Annotated in this window: 17 protein-coding genes; 7 read left to right on the forward strand and 10 right to left on the reverse strand. The window is 70.7% G+C overall.

The window, feature by feature from the left end; genetic code table 11:
* Together ACFV18_RS27785 and ACFV18_RS27790 are read left to right on the forward strand one after the other, a co-directional pair.
* A complete protein-coding gene (locus tag ACFV18_RS27785) occupies window positions 1-1,053 on the forward strand; it encodes an ABC transporter ATP-binding protein (RefSeq protein ID WP_380487787.1) in 1,053 nt (350 codons plus the stop codon).
* A complete protein-coding gene (locus ACFV18_RS27790) occupies window positions 1,043-2,125 on the forward strand; it encodes an ABC transporter ATP-binding protein (RefSeq protein WP_380487789.1) in 1,083 nt (360 codons plus the stop codon). Before ACFV18_RS27785 ends, ACFV18_RS27790 begins: the two co-directional genes overlap by 11 nt.
* A 54-nt stretch (window positions 2,126-2,179) precedes the next feature.
* Here the strand turns inward: ACFV18_RS27790 and ACFV18_RS27795 are convergent, their stop codons facing one another.
* From ACFV18_RS27795 to ACFV18_RS27840, 10 genes are all read right to left on the reverse strand, one after another.
* Window positions 2,180-3,250, reverse strand: coding sequence for an ABC transporter ATP-binding protein (locus ACFV18_RS27795; protein WP_380487791.1), 1,071 nt, complete (start codon window positions 3,248-3,250; stop codon window positions 2,180-2,182).
* A 10-nt stretch (window positions 3,251-3,260) separates the two neighbouring features.
* Entirely contained in the window at window positions 3,261-4,334 is a 1,074-nt protein-coding gene (locus ACFV18_RS27800; RefSeq protein ID WP_380487793.1) for an ABC transporter ATP-binding protein, read from the reverse strand.
* Between the two features lie 64 nt (window positions 4,335-4,398).
* The gene (locus tag ACFV18_RS27805; RefSeq protein WP_380487795.1) at window positions 4,399-5,376 is read right to left on the reverse strand and encodes an ABC transporter permease; all 978 of its coding nucleotides are present in this window, start codon (window positions 5,374-5,376) and stop codon (window positions 4,399-4,401) included.
* Between the two features lie 81 nt (window positions 5,377-5,457).
* Window positions 5,458-7,221, reverse strand: a complete 1,764-nt coding sequence (locus tag ACFV18_RS27810) for an ABC transporter substrate-binding protein (RefSeq protein ID WP_380487797.1) — start codon at window positions 7,219-7,221, stop codon at window positions 5,458-5,460.
* A gap of 90 nt (window positions 7,222-7,311) precedes the next feature.
* Window positions 7,312-8,349: an ABC transporter permease gene (locus tag ACFV18_RS27815; protein ID WP_380487799.1), complete on the reverse strand. Its 1,038-nt coding sequence runs from the start codon at window positions 8,347-8,349 to the stop codon at window positions 7,312-7,314.
* 484 nt (window positions 8,350-8,833) lie between these two features.
* On the reverse strand, window positions 8,834-10,561 hold the full coding sequence (locus ACFV18_RS27820) for an ABC transporter family substrate-binding protein (protein WP_380487801.1): 1,728 nt from the start codon (window positions 10,559-10,561) through the stop codon (window positions 8,834-8,836).
* Window positions 10,562-10,754: 193 nt separating this feature from the next.
* Complete coding sequence (locus ACFV18_RS27825) at window positions 10,755-13,019, reverse strand: hypothetical protein (protein ID WP_380487803.1); 2,265 nt, start codon at window positions 13,017-13,019, stop codon at window positions 10,755-10,757.
* Between the two features lie 299 nt (window positions 13,020-13,318).
* Complete coding sequence (locus ACFV18_RS27830; protein ID WP_380487805.1) at window positions 13,319-13,774, reverse strand: DUF6113 family protein; 456 nt, start codon at window positions 13,772-13,774, stop codon at window positions 13,319-13,321.
* Window positions 13,771-14,658, reverse strand: a complete 888-nt coding sequence (mshB, locus tag ACFV18_RS27835; RefSeq protein WP_380487807.1) for an N-acetyl-1-D-myo-inositol-2-amino-2-deoxy-alpha-D-glucopyranoside deacetylase — start codon at window positions 14,656-14,658, stop codon at window positions 13,771-13,773. The genes ACFV18_RS27830 and mshB overlap by 4 nt, the downstream gene beginning before the upstream one ends.
* Before the next feature lie 66 nt (window positions 14,659-14,724).
* Window positions 14,725-14,919: a DUF2304 domain-containing protein gene (locus ACFV18_RS27840; RefSeq protein WP_380487809.1), complete on the reverse strand. Its 195-nt coding sequence runs from the start codon at window positions 14,917-14,919 to the stop codon at window positions 14,725-14,727.
* A gap of 244 nt (window positions 14,920-15,163) precedes the next feature.
* Between ACFV18_RS27840 and ACFV18_RS27845 the strand changes: the two genes are divergently transcribed.
* The 5 genes from ACFV18_RS27845 to ACFV18_RS27865 all read left to right on the forward strand — a co-directional run bounded on the left by ACFV18_RS27845 (window position 15,164) and on the right by ACFV18_RS27865 (window position 20,950).
* Window positions 15,164-17,281: an alpha/beta fold hydrolase gene (locus ACFV18_RS27845; protein ID WP_380487810.1), complete on the forward strand. Its 2,118-nt coding sequence runs from the start codon at window positions 15,164-15,166 to the stop codon at window positions 17,279-17,281.
* A gap of 121 nt (window positions 17,282-17,402) precedes the next feature.
* A complete protein-coding gene (locus ACFV18_RS27850) occupies window positions 17,403-18,362 on the forward strand; it encodes an ABC transporter ATP-binding protein (protein ID WP_380487812.1) in 960 nt (319 codons plus the stop codon).
* Window positions 18,359-19,081 carry an ABC transporter permease gene (locus tag ACFV18_RS27855; RefSeq protein ID WP_380487813.1) on the forward strand — a complete coding sequence of 241 codons (723 nt, stop codon included), beginning with the start codon at window positions 18,359-18,361 and terminating at the stop codon, window positions 19,079-19,081. The genes ACFV18_RS27850 and ACFV18_RS27855 overlap by 4 nt, the downstream gene beginning before the upstream one ends.
* 8 nt (window positions 19,082-19,089) lie before the next feature.
* A complete protein-coding gene (locus tag ACFV18_RS27860) occupies window positions 19,090-20,322 on the forward strand; it encodes a sensor histidine kinase (RefSeq protein ID WP_380487815.1) in 1,233 nt (410 codons plus the stop codon).
* A 10-nt stretch (window positions 20,323-20,332) separates the two neighbouring features.
* The gene (locus tag ACFV18_RS27865) at window positions 20,333-20,950 is read left to right on the forward strand and encodes a response regulator (protein WP_380487817.1); all 618 of its coding nucleotides are present in this window, start codon (window positions 20,333-20,335) and stop codon (window positions 20,948-20,950) included.
* Window positions 20,951-21,044 lie beyond the last annotated feature (94 nt).

Below are 21,044 nucleotides of genomic sequence, written 5' to 3' on the forward strand. Positions count from 1 at the left end.
ATGACCACCGCCGCCGACCGGGCCCGCCCGGCCCGCGAGGAGCCGTACACCGGCCCGCTGCTGGACGTGAAGGACCTGCACGTCGAGTTCAAGACCCGGGACGGTGTCGTCCGGGCCGTCAACGGCGTCAACTACAGCGTCGGCGCGGGCGAGACGCTCGCGGTGCTGGGCGAGTCCGGCTCCGGAAAGTCCGTCACCGCGCAGGCCCTGATGGGCATCCTCGACATGCCGCCGGCCAGTATCCCCAAGGGGGAGATCCTGTTCCGCGGCCGGGACATGCTGACCATGTCCAAGGACGAGCGGCGCAGGATCCGCGGGCAGAAGATCGCGATGATCTTCCAGGACGCGCTGTCCTCGCTGAACCCGGTGCTCCCGGTCGGCTACCAGCTCGGCGAGATGTACCGGGCGCACCGCGGCAGCAACCGCAAGGAGGCCAAGGCCAAGGCCGTGGAGCTGATGGACCGGGTGCGTATCCCGGCCGCGGCGCAGCGGGTGAACGACTATCCGCACCAGTTCTCCGGCGGTATGCGGCAGCGCATCATGATCGCGATGGCGCTGGCTCTGGAGCCGGATCTGATCATCGCGGACGAGCCGACCACGGCGCTGGACGTGACCGTCCAGGCGCAGGTGATGGACCTGCTGGCGGAGCTTCAGGCCGAGTACCACATGGGTCTGATCCTGATCACCCACGACCTCGGCGTGGTGGCCGACGTCGCGGACAAGATCGCCGTCATGTACGCCGGCCGGATCGTCGAGACCGCCCCCGTGCACGAGCTGTACGCGCGGCCCGCCCACCCCTACACCCGCGGCCTGCTGGACTCCATCCCGCGCCTCGACCAGAAGGGCCAGGAGCTCTACGCGATCAAGGGCCTGCCGCCCAACCTGCTGCGGATCCCGGCCGGCTGCGCGTTCAACCCGCGCTGCCCGCGGGCGCAGGAGGTGTGCCGGCACGAGGTGCCACCGCTGGCGCAGGTGACCGAGGACGACGGGACACCGCTGGCCGGGCGGGGCAGCGCGTGCTTCTTCTGGAAGGAGACCCTCCATGACAGCTGACGGCGCCACGCCGCTCGGGGCGACCACCCCCGAGGAGCTCGCGTTCGCCCAGGAGGTGCGGCGCGGCGAGCCCATCCTGGAGGTGCGGAACCTGGTCAAGCACTTCCCGCTCACCCAGGGCGTGCTGTTCAAGAAGCAGGTCGGCGCGGTCAAGGCCGTCGACGGGGTGTCCTTCGACCTGATGCAGGGCGAGACGCTCGGCATCGTCGGCGAGTCCGGCTGCGGCAAGTCCACCCTGGCCAAGGTGCTGATGAACCTGGAGCCCGCCTCCGGTGGGTCGGTGAAGTACAAGGGCGAGGAGATCTCGCACCTGTCGGGCGCCGCGCTGAAAGCGGTGCGGCGCAACATTCAGATGGTGTTTCAGGACCCGTACACCTCGCTGAACCCGCGTATGACGGTCGGCGACATCATCGGGGAGCCGTTCGAGATCCACCCGGAGGTGGCGCCGAAGGGCGATCGCCGCAAGGCGGTTCAGGATCTGCTCGATGTGGTGGGTCTGAACCCGGAGTACATCAACCGGTATCCGCACCAGTTCTCCGGCGGCCAGCGTCAGCGCATCGGCATCGCGCGGGGTCTGGCGCTGAAGCCGGAGATCATCATCTGTGACGAGCCGGTGTCGGCGCTGGACGTGTCGGTGCAGGCCCAGGTGATCAACCTGCTGGAGCAGCTCCAGAGCGAGTTCGAGCTGTCCTACATGTTCATCGCGCACGACCTGTCGATCGTCCGGCACATCTCCGACCGGGTCGGCGTGATGTACCTGGGGCGGATGGTGGAGATCGGCACCGACCTGGAGATCTACGACCACGCCACCCACCCCTACACCCAGGCGCTGCTGTCGGCCGTGCCGGTGCCCGACCCGACCGCGCGGGAGTCCCGGGACCGGATCGTGCTGACCGGTGACGTGCCCTCCCCGGCGAAGCCGCCGTCCGGGTGCCGGTTCCGGACCCGGTGCTGGAAGGCCCAGGAGAAGTGCGAGCGGGAGGATCCGGCGCTGACCGTCCGGGACTGGCTGGAGGGCCGGGCCCGGCACGACTCGGCCTGCCACTTCGCCGCCGAACGCGAGAACGTCTGACGCGAAGAGGGCCCCCACCGAGCGGTGGGGGCCCTCTTCGGGCATGACGCGGGATCAGACCTTGGCGCGCTGGTCCGGAACGGCGGCGGTCGTGCCGTCCTCGGGGAAGTGGCAGGCCGTCAGGTGGCCGTCGCGGTTGCCGGACAGCTGGATCAGCGGCGGCTCCTCGACCGAGCACTTCTCCTGCGCCTTCCAGCACCGGGTGCGGAAGCGGCAGCCCGACGGCGGGTTGAGCGGCGACGGGACGTCACCGGTCAGCCGGATCCGCTCGCGGTTGTCGTCCGGGTCGGCCTCCGGCACGGCGGACAGCAGCGCGTGGGTGTACGGGTGGCGGGGCGACTCGTACAGCGACTTGCGGTCGGCGATCTCGACGATCTTGCCGAGGTACATCACCGCGACGCGCTGCGAGAAGTGGCGCACCACCGACAGGTCGTGGGCGATGAACAGGAAGGCGATGCCCAGCTCGCGCTGCAGCTCCTGGAGCAGGTTGACGACCTGCGCCTGGATGGAGACGTCGAGCGCCGAGACCGGCTCGTCCGCGACGATCAGCTTCGGGTTCAGCGACAGCGCGCGGGCCACGCCGATGCGCTGGCGCTGACCGCCGGAGAACTCGTGCGGGAAGCGGTTGTAGTGCTCCGGGTTGAGACCGACGGTCTCCAGCAGCTCCTGCACCCGGCGCTGGATGCCGCCCTTGGGGTTGATCCCGTTGATCTCCATCGGCGCGCTGATGATCGAGCCGACGGTGTGCCGCGGGTTCAGCGAGGAGTACGGGTCCTGGAAGATCATCTGGATCTCGGACCGGATCGGCGCCAGCTCCTTGCGGGTGGCGTGCGTGATGTCCTTGCCGTTGTAGCGGATCTCGCCGGCGGTCGGCTCCAGCAGGCGGGTCACCAGGCGGCCGGTGGTCGACTTGCCGCAGCCGGACTCGCCGACCAGGCCGACCGACTCGCCGGCGAAGACGTCCAGGTCCACGCCGTCCACCGCGTGCACCGCGCCGACCTGGCGCTTGAACAGGAAGCCGTCCATCACCGGGAAGTGCTTCTGCAGGCCCTTGATGGACAGCAGCGGGTCACCGGAGGTGGTGGCAGCGCCGCCCGGCTGTTCGAGGGTCAGTTCGTTGCTCATGATGTCCCTCTCAGCCGAGCCGCGGCTTGATCTGGTCGATGAAGATGTCCTGCCGCTTCGCCGCGCTCAGGTGGCAGGCAGCGGCGTGCCCGGTGGCGGGGGCGAGCGGCGGACGCTCCGAGGTGCAGCCGCCGCCGATCACCTGCTCCTGGTAGTCGCAGCGAGGGTTGAACGGGCAGCCGGTCGGCAGGTTGATCAGGCTCGGCGGGGTGCCGCGGACCGGCCGCAGCGGCACGTTCACGTCGCCGGTCAGGCTCGGCATCGAGGACAGCAGGCCCCAGGTGTACGGGTGCTGCGGGGCCTTCAGGACCTCGCGGACGGTGCCGCGCTCCACCGCCCGGCCCGCGTACATCACCATGATGTTCTGGGCGGTGCGCGCCACCACGCCCAGGTCGTGGGTGATCAGGATGATCGCGGTGCCCATCTCCTGCTGAAGGTCCTTCAGCAGGTCGAGGATCTGGGCCTGGACGGTGACGTCCAGCGCGGTGGTCGGCTCGTCGGCGATCACCAGCTTGGGGTCGCAGACCAGCGACATGGCGATCATCGCGCGCTGGCGCATACCGCCGGAGAACTGGTGCGGGTAGTCGTCGACCCGGGTGGTGGGCTGCGGGATGCCGACCCGGGTCAGCATCTCGATGGCCCGGTCCCGGGCCTCCTTCTTGGAGGCACCGGTGTGCTTGCGGAAGGTCTCGCCGATCTGCTTGCCGATGGTGTGGTACGGCGACAGCGCGGTCAGCGGGTCCTGGAAGATCATCGACATGGTCTTGCCGCGGAGCTTCTCCAGCTCGCGGTTGGACGCGCCGACCAGTTCCTGCCCGTCCAGCTTGATCGAGCCGGTGATCTGGGTCCGGTCCGGGTTGTGCAGGCCCAGCACGGCCAGGTTGGTCACCGACTTGCCGGAGCCGGACTCACCGACGATGCCGAGCGTGCTGCCCGGGGACACGTCGAAGGAGAGGTTGTCCACGGCCCGGACCACGCCGTCCTCGGTGCTGAAACGGACCGAGAGGTCGCGGACTGAGAGGAAGGGCTTGTCGCCGCCGCTGCCGGCGGACGAGGCCTCCTCGGGCTTGGCCTGGGTGGTCATGGACTGGGCTCCTCGGTGCGGTACGTGAGGTCGGGACTGCTGGGTCGGCCTGGGGTGCGGCCGGTCAGGCCAGGCGGATGCGCGGGTCGATCAGGGCGTAGGCGGCGTCGACGATGATGTTGAAGAACACGATCAGCGTGGCGGCCACCACGGTGACGCCGACCAGCAGCGAGAGGTCGGAGTCGTTGAAGGAGTGGATCGCCAGCTCACCCAGGCCGTGCAGGCCGAAGGTGGTCTCGGTGATGATCGCGCCGCCGAGCAGGACGCCGAGGTCGATGCCGAAGACGGTGACGATGGTGCCCATCGCGCCGCGCCAGGCGTAGCGCATGAAGACCGCGGTACCGGACATGCCCTTGGCACGGGCCGTACGCACGAAGTCCTCGGACAGCTGCTCGACCATCGAGGAGCGGGTCATACGGGTGTAGTTGGCGGTCCAGATCAGCGACAGGACGATCCACGGGACCAGCAGGCCGGTGAACCAGCCGAGCGGGTCCTGGGTGAACGGCACGTAGGTGGGCTGGTCCATCAGGTCGGTGCTGTAGACCAGGAGGATCAGGGCGAGCGGACCGGCCACGTAGATCTGCATCGAGGAGACGATCAGCGAGGCGGCGCTGGCGATCTTGTCAACGGCCTTGCCCTGCTTGTGGGCGGCCAGCATGCCGGTGCCGATGCCGAAGACCAGGAAGACCACGGCGGAGCCGACGGTCAGCGACAGGGTGGTCGGGAAGCGGTCCATCAGGATGCTGCCGACCAGTTCCTTCTTGTCGAAGGAGTAACCGAAGCACGGGGCGGAACAGGCCACGTTGTTGTAGGTGCCACCGGTGAAGATGGCGCTCAGCCAGTCCCAGTACTGGACCGGCAAGGACTTGTCGAAGCCCATGTCGTGCCTGATCAGGGCGAGGTTCTCGGGCGTGCAGATCTTGCCGCAGTAGAGCCGCGCCGGGTCCGCCGGGATCGCGAAGAACAGCGCATAGGTGACCATCGAAACGATCACCAGAATAACGAGAGCGCCGAGTGATCGGCGGACGAGGAATCGGAGCATCGGACGGGCTCTCCTGATCGGGGAGGGGCACCGGCAGGTCGTGCCGGTGCCCCACCGTGAGCTACTGCTCGGTGATGACTACTACTTGACGTAGATGTTGAGCGGCGACTGCAGGCCGGCCAGGGTGTCGAACTTGACGCCACCGAGGCCCGAGCCGTACAGGCTCAGCGAACGCTGGTACACGTCCGGGATCGAGTACGCCTTGTCCTGCAGCTTCTTGTCGATCGCGGCCCACGCCTTGCCCTGGGCGACCGGGTCGGCGATCTTGACCGCCTCGTCCATGGCGGCGTTGATCTCCGGGTCGTTCACGTGGGCGTAGTTCTGACCACCGTCGGCGATCGCACGGCCGTCCCACACCGGCTGCAGCGAGGTGTAACCGGTCGGCCAGTCGGCGCCCCAGCCACCCCAGTACAGGTCGAAGTCGTTGTTGACGACCTGGATCGCGTCGTAGTAGGTCTTCGAGTCCAGCGGCTTCGGCACGAACTTGAAGCCGGCGGCCTCGAGGTTGGTGCGGATGGCCTCGGTGACCTTCTGCTGCAGCGGGGTGTTGTTGAACGCGTAGACGATGGTGGTGTCCTTGGCGTTCGCGTCGGCGAGCAGCTTCTTGGCCGCCTCGATGTCGCCCTGCGGCTTCTTGTTGATGCCGAACGGGTCGTACGACTCGTAGCCGAGGACGGTCGGGCTCATGTACGAGGTGGCGTAGTCACCGTAGGAGGTGCCGCCCTGCAGCTGGCGGGTCTGCTGGTGCGGGAACGCCTTGACCAGGGCCTCGCGGACCTTCTGGTCCTTGATGCGGCTGTTGTTGATGTAGTAGTAGTCCACGTACGGGGTCAGACCCTCGAGCGTGCGGGACTTCAGCTTCTCGTCGCTCTTGACCTTGTCCACGTAGGTCGGGTGGACCGTGTTGTGGAACGAGAAGGTGTTCTTGTCGTCGCCGTTGTCCGCCATGAAGCGCTCGGTGGACTGCAGGGCCTGGACACCGAAGGTCATGTGCCACTTGTCCGGGTACGCGTTCCGGATCGGGTCGGTGGCGGCGTCCCAGTTCGGGTTGCGGTCCAGGTCCAGCGAGCGGTCGGTGACGTGCTCGGTGATCTGGTACGGGCCCGAGGAGAACGGCTTCTTGTCGTACTCCTCCTTGGTGTCGTGGGCCTTCGACACCACGCCGTAGCCGGTCATGGCCAGGGTGAAGTTGGCATCCGGGTGGATGTCCTGGAACTGGATGATGACGGTCTTCTCATCCGGGGTGGTGATCGCGTCCAGACCCTTGCCGTCGTACGGACCGGCGTAGGCCTCGCGGTACTTGTCACCCGAGATCCAGGTCTGGATGTAGGTCGGGCCACCCTTGATGAACGAGGCGTAGGTGCGCTCGATCGAGTACTTGATGTCGGCCGAGGTGATCGGCGAGCCGTCCTGCCACTTCACGCCGTCCTTCAGCGTGAACTTCCAGGTCTTGCCACCGTCGGTGGTGGTGCCGGTGTCGGTGGCCAGGTCGCCGACGAGCTTCTGCGAGCCGTCCGCGGCGGTCTTGTAGCCCGTCAGCTGACGGGTGAACAGCAGCGAGGCCTCGGCGTTGTAGTTCATGTAGACCATGGCCGGGTCCAGGTGCGAGAAGTCGTCGCGGTCGATCATGTTGACCGTGCCGCCCTTCTTCGCGTTGGGCTCGGGGATGGCCGGACCCTTCGAGTCCTCGGCGGTACCGACCGAGATCGAGGTGGCGGCGACCGGCTCCTTCGAGGCACCCGGCTTCGCGTCCTTGTTGGAGTGGCCACTGGAGCACGCCGTGGTGACGGTCAGGGCCCCGGCGACCATGATGGCGGCAACGAGCCGCGACTTGCGAGAACTCATCTTCATCCTGCCTGGGGTAGGTGTAGTGACTATGTGCAGTGGGGTGCCCGGGGCCTGGCTTTCCCATCCCCCCGGAGTCTTGAGGGCCTGCTAGCGGTTGGCCTTCGGGTCGAAGGCGTCCCGGACGGAGTCGCCAAGCAGGTTGAAGGCGAGAACGAAGATCACCATGGCCAGACCCGGGAAGAGCAGGAAGGTGACGTCGGTTCGCAGGTAGTTCGCGGCGTCGGCGATCATCCGGCCCCAGTCGGGGACGGGCTCACTGACACCCACACCGAGGTAGGACAGGCCGGCTTCGGCGGTGACGAACGCCGGGAGCGCGAGGGTGGCCTGAACCAGGATCGGGGTCCACAGGTTGGGCAGGATCTCCTTGAAGATGATCCGCATCGGAGAGGCACCGGTGACCTTGGCGGCCTCGATGAACTCCCGTTCGCGCAGCGCCAGCGCGGTACCGCGCAGGATGCGGGCCAGGCCCATCCAGCCGAGCAGCGAGAGCACGATGGTCACCGCGACGAACGGCAGCCACTCCGGGGTCTTCTCGTCCTTGCTCACCAGCAGGCTGGTGACCACCGGCATGGTGGCGATCAGGAAGATCTGCGACGGGAAAGACATGAGCACGTCGATGACGCGGCCGATGAAGAAGTCGGCCTTTCCGCCCAGGTAGCCGGCCGCGATGCCGAGCGCGACACCGATCACGGTGGTCAGCACCGAGGTGGCGACGGCGATGATCAGCGAGGTACGGATGCCGTAGACCAGCTGCATCATCACGTCACGGCCCAGGCCAGGCTCCAGACCGAACCAGAAGTCACTGCTCATGCCGCCGTTGGGGTCCACCGGAAGGCCGGAGTCGGTCAGCAGGGTCGGGTCGTCCTGGCCGTAGTGAGTCTGCGGGTCGTTGCCGTAGATCATCGAGATGAGCGGCGCGAAGATCGCCACCAGGACGAAGAACAGCACCACACAGGCGCTCACCACGCCGGTGCGGTCGCGGAGGAAGCGGCGCCACATCAGCTTCCCGGGAGAGAGGCCGCGGAAGCCGGGTTCGGCGGGCGCGTCGGCCGAGGCGTTGTCCGCGAGGTCCGACGTGGACCCGGGGGTGTCCCCGTCCGTCGTGGCCCCAGTAGGCGTCGTCATGGTGCTAAAGCTCCCGACCGTGGTCCGTGCAGAAGCAAGGAGTAAGAACTTGGATGAATGGACTCTTGCAAGTCGTTTATCGAACGTCAAGAGTTCCTCAGTTGTCGGGCGCCCATTTCCTGCTTCGTGCTGGAATGTCAACCACTTTGTAGTTCCTGAACTCTTGACAGCCTCCGACCGAGACGGTCAAAACCGGACAAACGTGATCAAGGCTCGTTCACGTGTCCGTAACGACGAACTGTCAGGTCCGCTATCTGGACGGCGAGTTCGGCAGGTCGATTGCGTGACGCGCGTAGACACCATGTCCGTTTTGGTGCCAATCGGTGGAATTGGGCTCGGCAATTGAGTGTCCGATAATCGGACACCTGCGTTTTCGGGCATGCCTGAGCGAATTCATGGGTAGGGGTCACCCAATTCGGGCGGCAGCCGCGCCACCGACCGCCTGGCTATTTCCCGCCATTGGCGAGACTTCGCCGCCCGGGCGTTACTTCAGCAGCCCGATGTTCTCGTAGACGAGGTCGCCGAGCCCGGCCGCGCCGAGGTTGGCGAGGTTCTTCCGGACGCCGTAAATGGCCGGGCGCTGGTACAGCGGAACCAGGCCGGCCACCTCCCACGCCTCGGCGTCGGCCCGGTTGAGCGCCGTCGTCCGGTCGTCCACGCTGTCGGCCTTGGCGGCGTCCGCCATGGCCCGGTCGAGCGCCTTGGTGCCGACCTGGGACCAGTTGGAGCCGGAGTCCTGCTGGAAGGTGCTGATCGAGTTGGAGACCGGGAAGGGGGTGCCCATCAGCGCGAACGCGGTCAGGTCGAAGTCGTGCTTGTACACGTAGCCGTCGAAGAACTCGCCGGCCGGCACGGTCTGCACCGTGACCTTCACCCCGACCTGTCCCAGCATCCGGGTGACCAGCGCGCTCTCGTTGGCGGCCACGTTGTTGTCGCCCGGCGCCACGAACCGCAGCGCCAGCTCCTTGCCGTCCTTGGTGCGGACGCCCGAGGGCCCGAGCTTCCAGCCCAGCGAGTCGAGGGACGCCTTCGCGGCGTCGGGGTCGAAGCGGCTCAGGCCGCCGGAGTTGTCCTGGTAGCCGTGCTGGGACGGCACCAGGAAGTGGTTGTTCATCGGCACGTACGGCCAGTTCAGGCCGGCCAGGTCGGTCCGGGTGATCTCCGCCCGGTCGATCGCCCGGACCAGCGCCTGACGGAGCTTCGGGTCGGCCAGCAGCGGGCTGCGGCCGTTCAGCACCAGGTGCCGCAGGTTCGGACCGCCGGCCCGGCGGGCCTCCGCGCCCGGGGTGGACTCGATGATCCGGTAGCCCTCGGTGTTGGGCCCGTTGTTGTAGTAGTCGACCGTGCCGTCGGCGAACGCCTTCGGCATCTTCCCGGTGTCGACCGCCTTGAAGACGATCCGGTCCAGCAGCGGCTTGTCGCCCCACCAGCCGGGGTCGGCGACCACGGTGACGGTGCGCGCCGCCGGGTCCATCGCCTCCACCTTGAACGGCCCGGCGGTGACCGGGAAGCGGCCCTTGAAGGAGGTGTTGAACAGCTCCGGGGTGGCGATGTACTTCGCGGGCAGCAGCGGGGCGTTGCCGGCGTTGTTGAACATCGCCTGCCACTCCGAGTACGGCTCCCGGAAAGTCATCACGGCCTGCTGGTCGTCCTGGCCGCGCACCACGCTCTCCACCTGGTCGAAGCCATTGCTGGAGGCGGTCCGGTACGCCGGGTCCTGGCCGTTCAGCGCCTGCCACTCGGCCTGCAGGTCGCGCCAGGTGATCGGGGTGCCGTCGGACCAGTGGGCCTTCGGGTTGAGCGTCCACACCACGGTCTGCTTGCCCTGCCGCAGTTCGCTCTTCACGTCGGTCAGGTAGGCCGGGTTGGGGGTCTGCATGCCGCCCGCGTCGGAACGCCAGAAGGTCGGCAACAGCGCCTTGGCCACATCGTTGGTGGAGACCGCGGAACCGTCCGCCTGGACCGGGTTCCACTGGGCGGAGTACTGGTCGATCGCCCAGTTCAGGGTGCCGCCCTGCCGCAGTTCCGCGCGCGGCTTCGGGTTCAGCGCCTGCTGGGTCATCCGGGGGGCGTCGCCGCCCGCCGGGGCCGCGGATCCGCCGCCGTCCGGCCCGCTCTTCGAAGCGCAGGAGCACAGCGCGAAGGACAGCACCGCCACCGAGGCGGTCAGGGCAAGAGCACGGCGGCTTCGCGGGGCGGGGGGTCTCGGCACGCGGCACATCTTGCGTACCGGCGCGACAAGTTGTCGACCAGCGGCCGATCAAGTCTTGATAACGCGACGCGGCCACCCCGCACGCCGCCCGTTTCGTCCCGTTCTGGGACGCCACTGGCGAGGATTCGCCAGCATGCCGAAGGCCGGGGCTCCGACTGCGGAGCCCCGGCCCGGCGCGGGTGTTGACGACAGGTCAGCCAGGGAACTTGTACACCCGGTCCCGGCCCGTCTTGGCGATGGTCTGGCCGATCGCGTCCGCCACGTCCTGCGCCGTGATCACCGAGGACTGGCCGTTCTTGGTGATCTTCACCTTGTCGAGGGTGGGGGCGATGGCCTTGGCCAGCTGGTCCAGGTCCCACTTCAGGGTGACGGTGCCGGAGGCGTCCGGGGCCAGGACCAGCGCCTTCGCCGCGGTGCTCTTGCCGAAGTTGAACTGCTTGGTGCCCGCGGTGATGGTGATCTGGCCGTTCAGCACCTGCTTGCCGATGCTGTCCGCGGCGGCCTGCAGGGCGTCCTGACCGACCTTCGGCTTGGCGTCGGTCAGCGGCAGCGCCAGCTCGGCGTCCGGCTTGCCGGCCGCCCGGTCCCGGTAGGCCTGCTCGACCTTGTCGGCGGCCGAGGCGGAGTCCAGCCCCTGCCCGGCCTTGCCCGGCACCACCTCGGTGCCGCCCGCCTCGGTGAACTTGACGTAGCCCTCCTGCAGGCCCTGCCCGGACTTCACGGCCAGGTCGTCCAGCGCGGCCTTCAACTTCGCCTTGTCCACCCGCACCTGTGGCTCGACGGCCTTGCTGCCGCCGGTCAGCGAGGACAGCACCTCGACCGGGTTGTAGCTGTGCTTGGTCAGCCCGTCCACGGTCGCCGTGGTGTCGAAGCTCAGGCCGGCGCTGGCCGGATCCAGGGTCACCGACTGCTCGCCGATCTTCAACCGCAGCGGCTGCTGACCGGCCTTGCCGACCGAACCGTCCAGCGCCGTCACCGCCTGGTCGCGGGAGTCGCCGCCGATGTCGGTGCCCAGCACCGTGGTGCCCTTGGGAATGTCGGACTGATTCATCATCAGGCCCGCGCCGTACGCCGCCGCGCCCAGGAACACCAGGCCGCCGACACCCGTCACCATGAGCTTCTTGACCTTGCCGCCACCGGACTTCTTGGCCGCCGGCTTCTTCGGGGCGGGCGCCTCGGCGCCCTCCTGCTCCGCCGGCGGCTGCCCGTTCGGCGCCTCACGCTTGGGCGTCGCGGCCCGCGGCCCGCCCGGGAACGGCTGCGCCTCGGGCAGATCCGCGAACCGGCCCCCGCCGTTGCCGCCCGCCGGACGGGGCCGGTCGGCGGCGGTGGCGAACGGGTCGGCCGCGGCCGGGTGGGACGGCGGCTTCGGGGCGTTCAGGAACAACTGGGTGGTCGGCGGGTCAGCGGCTATCGCACCGCCCTGGGGCGGCTCCTCGCCGGTGATCGGATCGAAGCCGCCGATCTGGGTGTCCTCCGGCTCCGCGTCCGGGCCCTGGGCGGCGGCCGGCCCGGCCGCGAACGGGTCCTGGCCACCGGGGAACGGGGCCGGGCCACCCTGACCGCCGGGCGCGCCGCCGTGCTGCGCCCGGGGCGCACCCGGGGCCTCGGCGGCGTACGGGTCCTGGGGGCCGGCAAAGGGCTCCTGGGCACCTGCGGCCGGGCCCCGGGCGCCGGCGAACGGCTCGCCCTGCGGCTCCGGCTGCTGTGGCGCGGCGGCCCGCGGACGGGCCGCGAACGGGTCCTGGCCGGCCACCGGCTGCTGCCGGCGGTGCTGCTGCTCGGCCGCGTACGGGTCCTGAGCGGCCATCGGCTGCTGCTGCCCGGGCAGCTGCGCCTGCTGCTGGTGCTGCGGCGGCTCGGCGGCGGGCCGGTCGGCCGGGGCGAACGGCGAGGCCGGCGCGCCGGACGGGCGCGGCGCGGCCTGCGGGCCGCCGGCCGGGCCTCCCGCCGGCGGGGCCGCGGGGGCGGCCTGTGCGGGTGCCGGGGCGGGCTCCTGACGGGACTTCTGCCGGGGCTTGAACCACTCGCCGGTGGACTCCGACTCGGCGGCCCTGGGCGCGGCGGGCTCCTGCCACTCCGGCGGCAGCTTCGGCGGGGTGGCGGTGCCGCGGCCGGCGCCGCCGTCCATCACGCCGAGGACCGGGTCGCCGCCCCCGCCGCGGTGGCGCGGGCCGGCCGGCTCGGCCGGCTTGTCGTCCTTGACCTTGCTCTGCACCACGACCGGCGGGATCGGCCGGGACCCGGGGATGTTGATCCGCACCCGGGTGGTCAGCGTGGTCTCCGTCTTCGGCAGCTCGGCCTCGTCGGCGCGCGGGCCGGAAGCGGTCCGTGCGGCGGCCGGGTCCGGAAGTCCACCGGGCAGGCCGGTGCCGTACGGCGGGGTGCCCGACGGGTACGCGTCGGGGCCGCCGCGGCGGGGCTGCGGGTGGGCGTTGTCAGATTCGCGGCTGCTCAATGCTGCTCTGCTCCGGGTTCGCGGCCTGGCCGGCTGGGCCGTCCGCTGCGTATGGGGCGGGTTGGGCCGCCGTACGCGGGCGTGCGGCGTGCGGCGGGCCGAACGGCCCCGGGGGACATCAGCTGTTCACATGTCGGCTGCGGCAACGCCCCGTCACGCGAGTGGTGCCGAAGGTACCGTCCTGCCCGGTCGGGGCCAAACGGTGGGGGTGGCCCGCCGAGGCACCACCATACCGACTGCGAATCCGGCCCGTCGGACGACCGGTGGATCCCAATGGTCCGAATCCCCCCGGTATGGCGTTACCGGTCGCCGTCCTTGACGGCCTGTCGGGGCTGCGGCGCCGGTACGCCGAACAGGAACCCGGAGCGGGTCGGCAGGGTCGCGCACACCACACCGAGCACCGAGCCGCCGAACAGGTAGGCGTACGCCGTGGCGGTCGCGGCGAGCACCAGGTCGCCCTCCGGACGGGGCGCCAGCAGCACCGCCAGCACCAGGAACCAGCCGGCCAGCGGCGCGCCCGCGCCCAGCTTGGTGCCCGTCGCCCGCAGCCCGCCGTAGAACAGGCCGCCGCAGGCCAACAGGGCCAGCAGCACGCCCAGCGGTGCCCACAGAGCCTGCACGAAAGCTCCGCACACCGAGACCGCCGCGCCCAGCAGGAACAGCACCGTGTAGACGGCGATCCGGGCGCCGCGCGGCGGCATCGGCTCGCCCAGCCGGTCCTCGCGGCTGCCGAAGAGGGGGTGGAGGAGTTTCACCGGGCCACCCCGGCGAACAGGTCGCTCTCCGGGCCGCCGGGGCCGAGCGCGCCGCGGACCAGCTGGTAGTACTCGGTGGCCAGCAGCGGCTGGCCCAGGTCGTTGCTGAGCGCGAAGTGCTGCCCGTCCACCACGATCTGGGTGGCGTGCGCCCGCATCGCGGCGGCCTTCGCACCCGCGTGCGCCGCGTTGTCGAGTGCCGTGGTGACCAGCAGGTCGTCCACCACGCCGGGGATCTGATCGACCGGCGCGACGCCCTTGAACGGGGCCTCGGCGGCGGTCCGGCGCAGTCCGGCCTCGATCACCGAGCGGGGCATCCGGTTGTAGTAGACCTTGGCGATCTGCCAGGGCTCGCCCAGCTCCGGGCGGAACGAGGGGTCGGCGGCCAACTCGTAGCCGCGCAGCGCCACCCGGTGCGCCTGGATGTGGTCGGGGTGGCCGTAGCCGCCGTGCTCGTCGTACGTCACCAGCACCTGTGGGCGGGTCTCGCGGATCACCGCGACCAGGTGGCCGGCGGCCTCGTCCACGTCGGCCTGCCAGAAGCAGGACGGGTCCTCGTTGTCCGCGACGCCCATCATCCCGGAGTCCCGGTAGCGGCCCGCGCCGCCCAGGAAACGGTGGTCGGTGACCCCCAACTCGCGCATCGCGGCGGTCAGTTCGCCGATCCGGTGGGCGCCCAGGGTGTTGTCCCGGTCCTGCGCCAGGTGGGCCAGCTTCGGCGGGATCACCTCACCGCCCTCGCCCAGGGTGCAGGTCACCAGGGTGACCCGGACGCCCTCGGCGGCGTAACGCGCCATGGTGGAGCCGTTGTTGATCGACTCGTCGTCGGGGTGGGCGTGCACCAGCAGCAGCCCGCGCGCGTCGGCCGGGGGTACGGAGGTCATGTCCCGCAGCTTACGGCCTGCCCGGAGAGGACTCCCGGACAGGCCGTGGCGCCGCGCGGACAGCGGTCAGAGCTTCAGGCTGTTGATCATTCCGGCCAGGTTGGCCGTCACTTCCTGGATCGACGGTGCGATCGAGCTGGAGGCCAGGTAGAAGCCGAGCAGTGCGCACACCAGCGCATGGCCCAGTTTCAGGCCCGAACGCCGGACCAGGAGCCAGACCACGAAGAGCATCAGGACAGCGGCGGAGACGGACAAAGCCATGACGGCTCACACCCTTCCTCGGGTGCGCCGCCCCGGGGCGGGGCAGCGGGCGGAACGATGGTCAACTGATACCGGATCGGTGACCTCCGGGTGACGTTCCGTGAGCCCTTCCGGGGTGTCGCGGCGGCCTCGTTCGGATACAGCGCCGCCGGTCAGAGGCGGTCCGAACGGCCGTGCGTCGCAGGTGCGGCACGCTGGGCCGAAGGAGTGAGCGGCCGACGGGCCAGGCTTTAAGGTCGGCGGCATGATCACCGAGAAGCCGCACGACACCTTCCCCCGGCAGTACGCGCGCACCAACCGGTTCACCACCGGCGCGCCCCGGTCGTTCAGCGTCACCCCGGACGGCGCGCGGGTGCTGTTCCTGCGCTCCCGGGGCGCCGGGGCGCCCGCCAACCTGCTGTGGAGCCTGGACGTGGCGACCGGCACCGAGACCGTGCTCGCCGACCCGGCGGTGCTGCTCGGCGGCGGCGCCGAGGAACTGTCCGCCGCCGAGCGGGCCCGCCGCGAACGCAGCCGGGAGACCTCCGCCGGCATCGTCGGCTACGCGCTGGACGCCGCCGGGCGCACCGCCGTCCTCGCCCTCTCCGGGCGGCTGTTCGCCGTCGCGACCGAGACCGGCGAAGCCCGCGAACTGCCCGCCGCCGCACCGCTGTTGGACCCGCGACCGAGCCCGGACGGCAGCCACGTCGCCTACGCCACCCCGAGCGGCGAGCTGCGGGTGACCGCCCTCGACGGCAGCGGCGACCGGCTGCTCGCCGGGCCCGAGGGCGAGGGCATCAGCTGGGGGCAGGCCGAGTTCATCGCCCAGGAGGAGATGGGCCGCGACCGCGGCCACTGGTGGGCCCCCGACGGCAGCGCGCTGCTCGCCGCCCGGGTCGACGACACGCCGGTGCGCCGCTGGTGGATCGCCGACCCCGCCAACCCCGGCCGCCCGCCGGTCGAGATCGCCTACCCCGCCGCCGGCACCCCCAACGCCGAGGTCGGGCTCTGGCTGCTCGGCCTGGACGGCACCCGCACCGAGATCCGTTGGGACCGCGCCTCCTACCCCTACCTGGCCCGCGTGCACTGGTCGGCCGGCGGCCCGCCGCTGCTCCAGGTGCAGGCCCGTGACCAGCGCGAACAGCTGGTGCTGGAAGCCGACCCGAGCACCGGCGACACCACCGTGCTGCTCACCGAGCGGGACGAGGACTGGCTGGAGCTGTTCGGCGGCGTCCCGGTGCGGCGCGCCGACGGGCAGCTGGTGCGGATCGCCGACCACGACGGCGCCCGGGTCCTGATGGTCGGCGAACAGGCCGTCACCGACGCCGAGTTGCACGTCCGCTCGGTGCTCGGCCTGGACGGCGAGCAGGTGCTGTTCTCGGCCTCCCGCGGCGCCGCCGAGTTCGAGTGCCGCCCGCCCGGCTGGCTCGGCGTCTTCACCCACGGCCCGGACGGCGTGCGGGAGCTCGGCGACGGCGCACTCGGTGCGGTGCGCGGCGGCGGTACCACCGTGCTCACCACCGCCGACCCGCGCCGGCCCGGCAGCACCGTCACCGTGCTGCGGGAGGGCGCGGAACCCCTGGTGATCGCCTCGCACGCGGACACCCCGCTGCTGACCGCCCGCCCGGTGTTCCGGTTCGCCGGCGAGCGGCGGATCCCCTGCGCGGTGCTGCTGCCCACCGGCTACGACCCGGACGTGGACGGGCAGCTGCCGGTGCTGATGGACCCGTACGGCGGCCCGCACGGCCAGCGCGTGGTGCAGGCGCACAACCCGCACCTGACCTCGCAGTGGTTCGCCGACCAGGGCTTCGCCGTGATCGTCGCCGACGGGCGCGGCACCCCCGGGCACAGCCCCGCCTGGGAGAAGTCCATCAACCGGCGCACCGCCGAGATCACCGTCGCCGACCAGGTCGACGCGCTGCACGCGCTCGCCGAGGAGTTCCCGCTCGACCTCGGCCGGGTCGCCATCCGCGGCTGGTCCTACGGTGGCTACCTGGCCGCCGCCGCCGTGCTCCGCGAACCCGAGGTCTTCCACGCCGCGGTGGCCGGCGCGCCCGTCACCGAGCACGACCTGTACGACACCCACTACACCGAGCGCTACTACGGCGACCCGAACACCGAACCCGAGTCGTACGCCGCCAACTCCGTGGTGGCACTGGCCCCTTCGCTGCGCCGGCCGCTGATGATCGTGCACGGCCTGGCCGACGACAACGTGGTGGTCGCGCACAGCCTGCGGCTGTCCACCGCGCTGCTCGCCGCCGGCCGCCCGCACACCGTGCTGCCGCTGTCCGGGGTCACCCACATGACGCCGCAGGAGGACGTCGCGGAGAACCTGCTGCTGCTCCAGGTGCGGTTCCTGAAGGACGCCCTGGGCATGGCGTAACGGATGCACCCGTGACATCCGTCATGCGGACGTCACGACGGTGCACACTGCCGCCGGCACCCCCGTTCCCAGGAGTCTTGAGGAGTCGAAGAGAGACGGCTCCGAAGGGACTGAAAGACAGATGGGCACGGGAACGGGGGAGGTCGCGGCCTTCCGGAACGTCAGCAAGAGCTACGGCCGGGTGAAGGCGGTGAACGGACTCGACCTGGTCCTGCGACCGGGCGAGACGGTCGCCCTGCTCGGCCCCAACGGGGCGGGCAAGTCCAGCAGCCTCGACCTGCTGCTGGGCCTGCGCGAGCCCGACAGCGGCACCGTCGAACTGTTCGGCGGCACCCCGCGCGAGGCGATCACCGGCGGCCGGGTCGGCTCGATGCTGCAGAGCGGCGGCCTGATGAGCGACGTCAAGGTCCGCGAACTGGTCGCCCTGGCCTGCAAGGTGCACCCCAAGGGCCACCAGCCCCAGGAGGTGCTGCGGACCGCCGGGATCGCCGACCTCGCCGACCGCCGGGTCGACAAACTCTCCGGCGGCCAGGAACAGCGCGTCCGGTTCGCCCTCGCGGTGGCCGGCGCCAACGACCTGATCGTGCTGGACGAGCCCACCACCGGCATGGACGTCTCGGTCCGCCAGCAGTTCTGGGCCACCATGCGCGCCCAGGCCGACACCGGCCGCACCGTGCTGTTCGCCACCCACTACCTGGAGGAGGCCGACTCCATCGCCGACCGGGTGCTGGTGCTGCACAAGGGCCGACTGATCGCCGACGGCTCCTCCGCCGAGATCAAGGCCAAGGCCGGCGCCCGCCGGATCGGCTTCGAACTGCACCCCTCCGACGGCGGCCCGCTCGACGAATCCGTGCTGCGCGCCCTGCCCGGCACCGTCGGACTGGACGTCAGCACCCGCACCGACGGCGTGCACACCGTCCGGATCCGCTCCACCGACGCCGACGCGGGCGTCGCCGCGCTCTACAAGGCCGGCCTGTACCCGCGCGGGCTGGAGGTCACCAGCCTCGGCCTGGAGCAGGCATTCCTGACCATCACCGGCGAGCAGGACCGCACCGAGGAAGCAGAGGCGAGCGCGCGATGACCACCCTGATCAAGCTGGAGATCCTGCGCACCCTGCGCAACAAGCGGTACCTGATGCTCATCGTCCTCTACCCGGGCCTGCTGTACCTGTTCTTCATCAGCGCCTACGGCAGCGGCAGCACGGTGGCCGGCGGAGCCTCCGTCAAGTCGTACTTCATGGTCTCGATGGCCACCTTCGGCGCGGTCGGCGCCGTCCTCACCGGCTCCGCGCAGCGGATCTCGCTGGAACGCAAGAGCGGCTGGACCCGCCAACTGCGGCTCACCGCACTGCCCGGCCGGGCCTACACCGTCGGCAAGATCGCCGCCTGCGCCGTCACCACCCTGCCCGCCATCGCCGTGGTCTTCACGATCGGCGCGATCGAGGGCGTCGACCTCACCGCCGCCCAGTGGCTCGGCCTGGCCGCCGTCCTGTGGCTCGGCAGCTTCGTGTTCGCCGCGCTCGGCGTCGCCCTCGGGTACGCCGCCCAGCCGGACGCCGTCCAGCCCGTCGTGATGATCGTCTACATGCTGATGGCGCTGCTCGGCGGCACCTGGTTCCCGGTCGGTGACTCGCTGAAGACCTACGCCCGGTTCAACCCCGTCTACGACTACAACCAGCTGGCCTCGTTCATCCACGGCCAGGGCGTCCCGGGCTTCGCGATCGCCGCCCTCGCCGGGTTCCTGGCGCTGTTCACGGGCGTCGCGGCCTACCTGTACCGCAAGGACGCCCAGCAGGCATGATGGCCCGCATGCAGAGCACCGGCCCGGCCCGCCGCCCCGGCCGGCACGGGGAGGACGGGCCGGACGGCCGCTGGACCACGTACCCGGGCGTGCCCGTCGACACCCGCCGGCAGCTGCTGGTCAAGCTGATGTGGACGTCCGTCTGGGCGTTCTACCTGCTGTACCCCGTCCAGGACCTGGCGACCGGCCGGCACACCACCGCCGCCACCGTGGCCGGAGCGGCGCTGCTGGCGCTCTTCCTGGCCGCCTACATGTCGCTGGTGGTGATCCGCAACACCCGCCGCAGCACCCGAGCCAGGCAGTACGTGCCGTTCGCGCTGATCCTCGGCATCGCGATCGGCACTTCGATCGGCCTCGGCGAAGCCTGGCTGACCCTGTTCACCTACACCTCGGTCTGCGCCGCCATCATCCTGCCCGGCCGCACCGCCCTCGGCGGCATCGCCGCCGTCACCGCCGTCTTCGCGCTGATCGGCTTCGCCACCCGCGCCGACCACACCACCCTGGTCGCGGTCGGACTGCCCTGCCTGCTGGCCGGCTTCGCCATGTACGGCATGCAACGCCTCGTCACCACCATGCGGGAACTGCGCGAGGCCCGCACCGCCGTCGCCCACCTCGCCGCCTCCGAGGAACGGCTGCGCCTCGCCCGCGACCTGCACGACCTGCTCGGGCACTCGCTCTCGCTGATCGCCATCAAGAGCGAACTCGCCGGCCGCTTCATGGACGCCGAGAAAGCCGCCGAGGCCCGCGCCCAGGTCGCCGACATCGAAAAGGTCGCCCGGCAGTCGCTCACCGACGTCCGCGAAGCCGTCAGCGGCTTCCGCCGCCCCACCCTGGCCGTCGAACTCGCCACCGCCCGCACCGCCCTGACCGCCAGCCGGATCGAACTCGACTCCGACCCCCGCCTGACCGACGAACGCCCCGGCCTCGGCCCCGAGGAGACCGGCGCCCTCGCCTGGGCCCTGCGCGAAGCCGTCACCAACGTGGTCCGGCACGGCGTCGGCGCCACCCGCTGCGCCGTCCACCTCGACGAGACCTGGGAGGACGACGGCCGCTACGCCGTCCTGGAAATCGTCGACAACGGCCCCGGCCCCGGCAAGTCCCTCCCCGGCAACGGCCTTTCTGGCCTGCGCGAACGCCTCGAACAGGTCGGCGGCCACCTCGACGCCGGCCCCGCCAACCGCGGCAAAGGCTTCCGCCTGCGCGCCCTCGTCCCGCTGCGACCCGGCCCCAGCGGGGAATAGGCTGCGCCCCGTGACGGACGGACAGGTACGCGTACTCCTCGCCGAGGACCAGGGCATGGTGCGGGAGGCACTCGCCGCGCTGCTCTCGCTGGAGGACGACCTCGACGTCGTCGCCCAGGTCGCCCGCGGGGACGAGGTCGCGGCCGCGGTGACGCACCACCGCATCGACGTCGCCGTACTCGACATCGAGATGCCCGGCATGACCGGCATCGACGCCTGCGCGGAGATCCGGCGGGTCCGGCCGCAGACCAAGGTCGTGATCGCCACCACCTTCGGCCGCCCCGGCTACCTGCGCCGCGCGATGGAATCCGGCGCGGACGCGTTCCTGGTCAAGGACGCACCGGCCGCGGAGCTCGCCGGCGCGATCCGGCGCGTCCTGCGCGGCGAGAAGGTCATCGACCCGACACTGGCTGCCGCCGCGCTCGCGGAAGGCGCGAATCCCCTCACGGGGCGCGAACGCGAGGTGCTGGCCGCAGCGGCCGACGGCTCCGTCAACGCGGACATCGCGGCCCGGCTGCACCTCTCCGAGGGGACGGTGCGGAACTACCTGTCGATGGCGATCCAGAAGACGGCCGCGAGGAACCGCGCGGAGGCGGTGCGGGTCGCCCGCGAAAAGGGTTGGCTGTAGCTGGGGGGAAGGCAGGCGGGCGCGAAACCAGGGGCGCGTGGGGGTACCTCCCGGCCCGCCAGGGCTGGGAGTGTCTCTTATACACATCTCCGAG

It is taken from the genome of Kitasatospora sp. NPDC059673 (assembly GCF_042734215.1).
In the GTDB taxonomy this organism is placed as follows: domain Bacteria; phylum Actinomycetota; class Actinomycetes; order Streptomycetales; family Streptomycetaceae; genus Kitasatospora.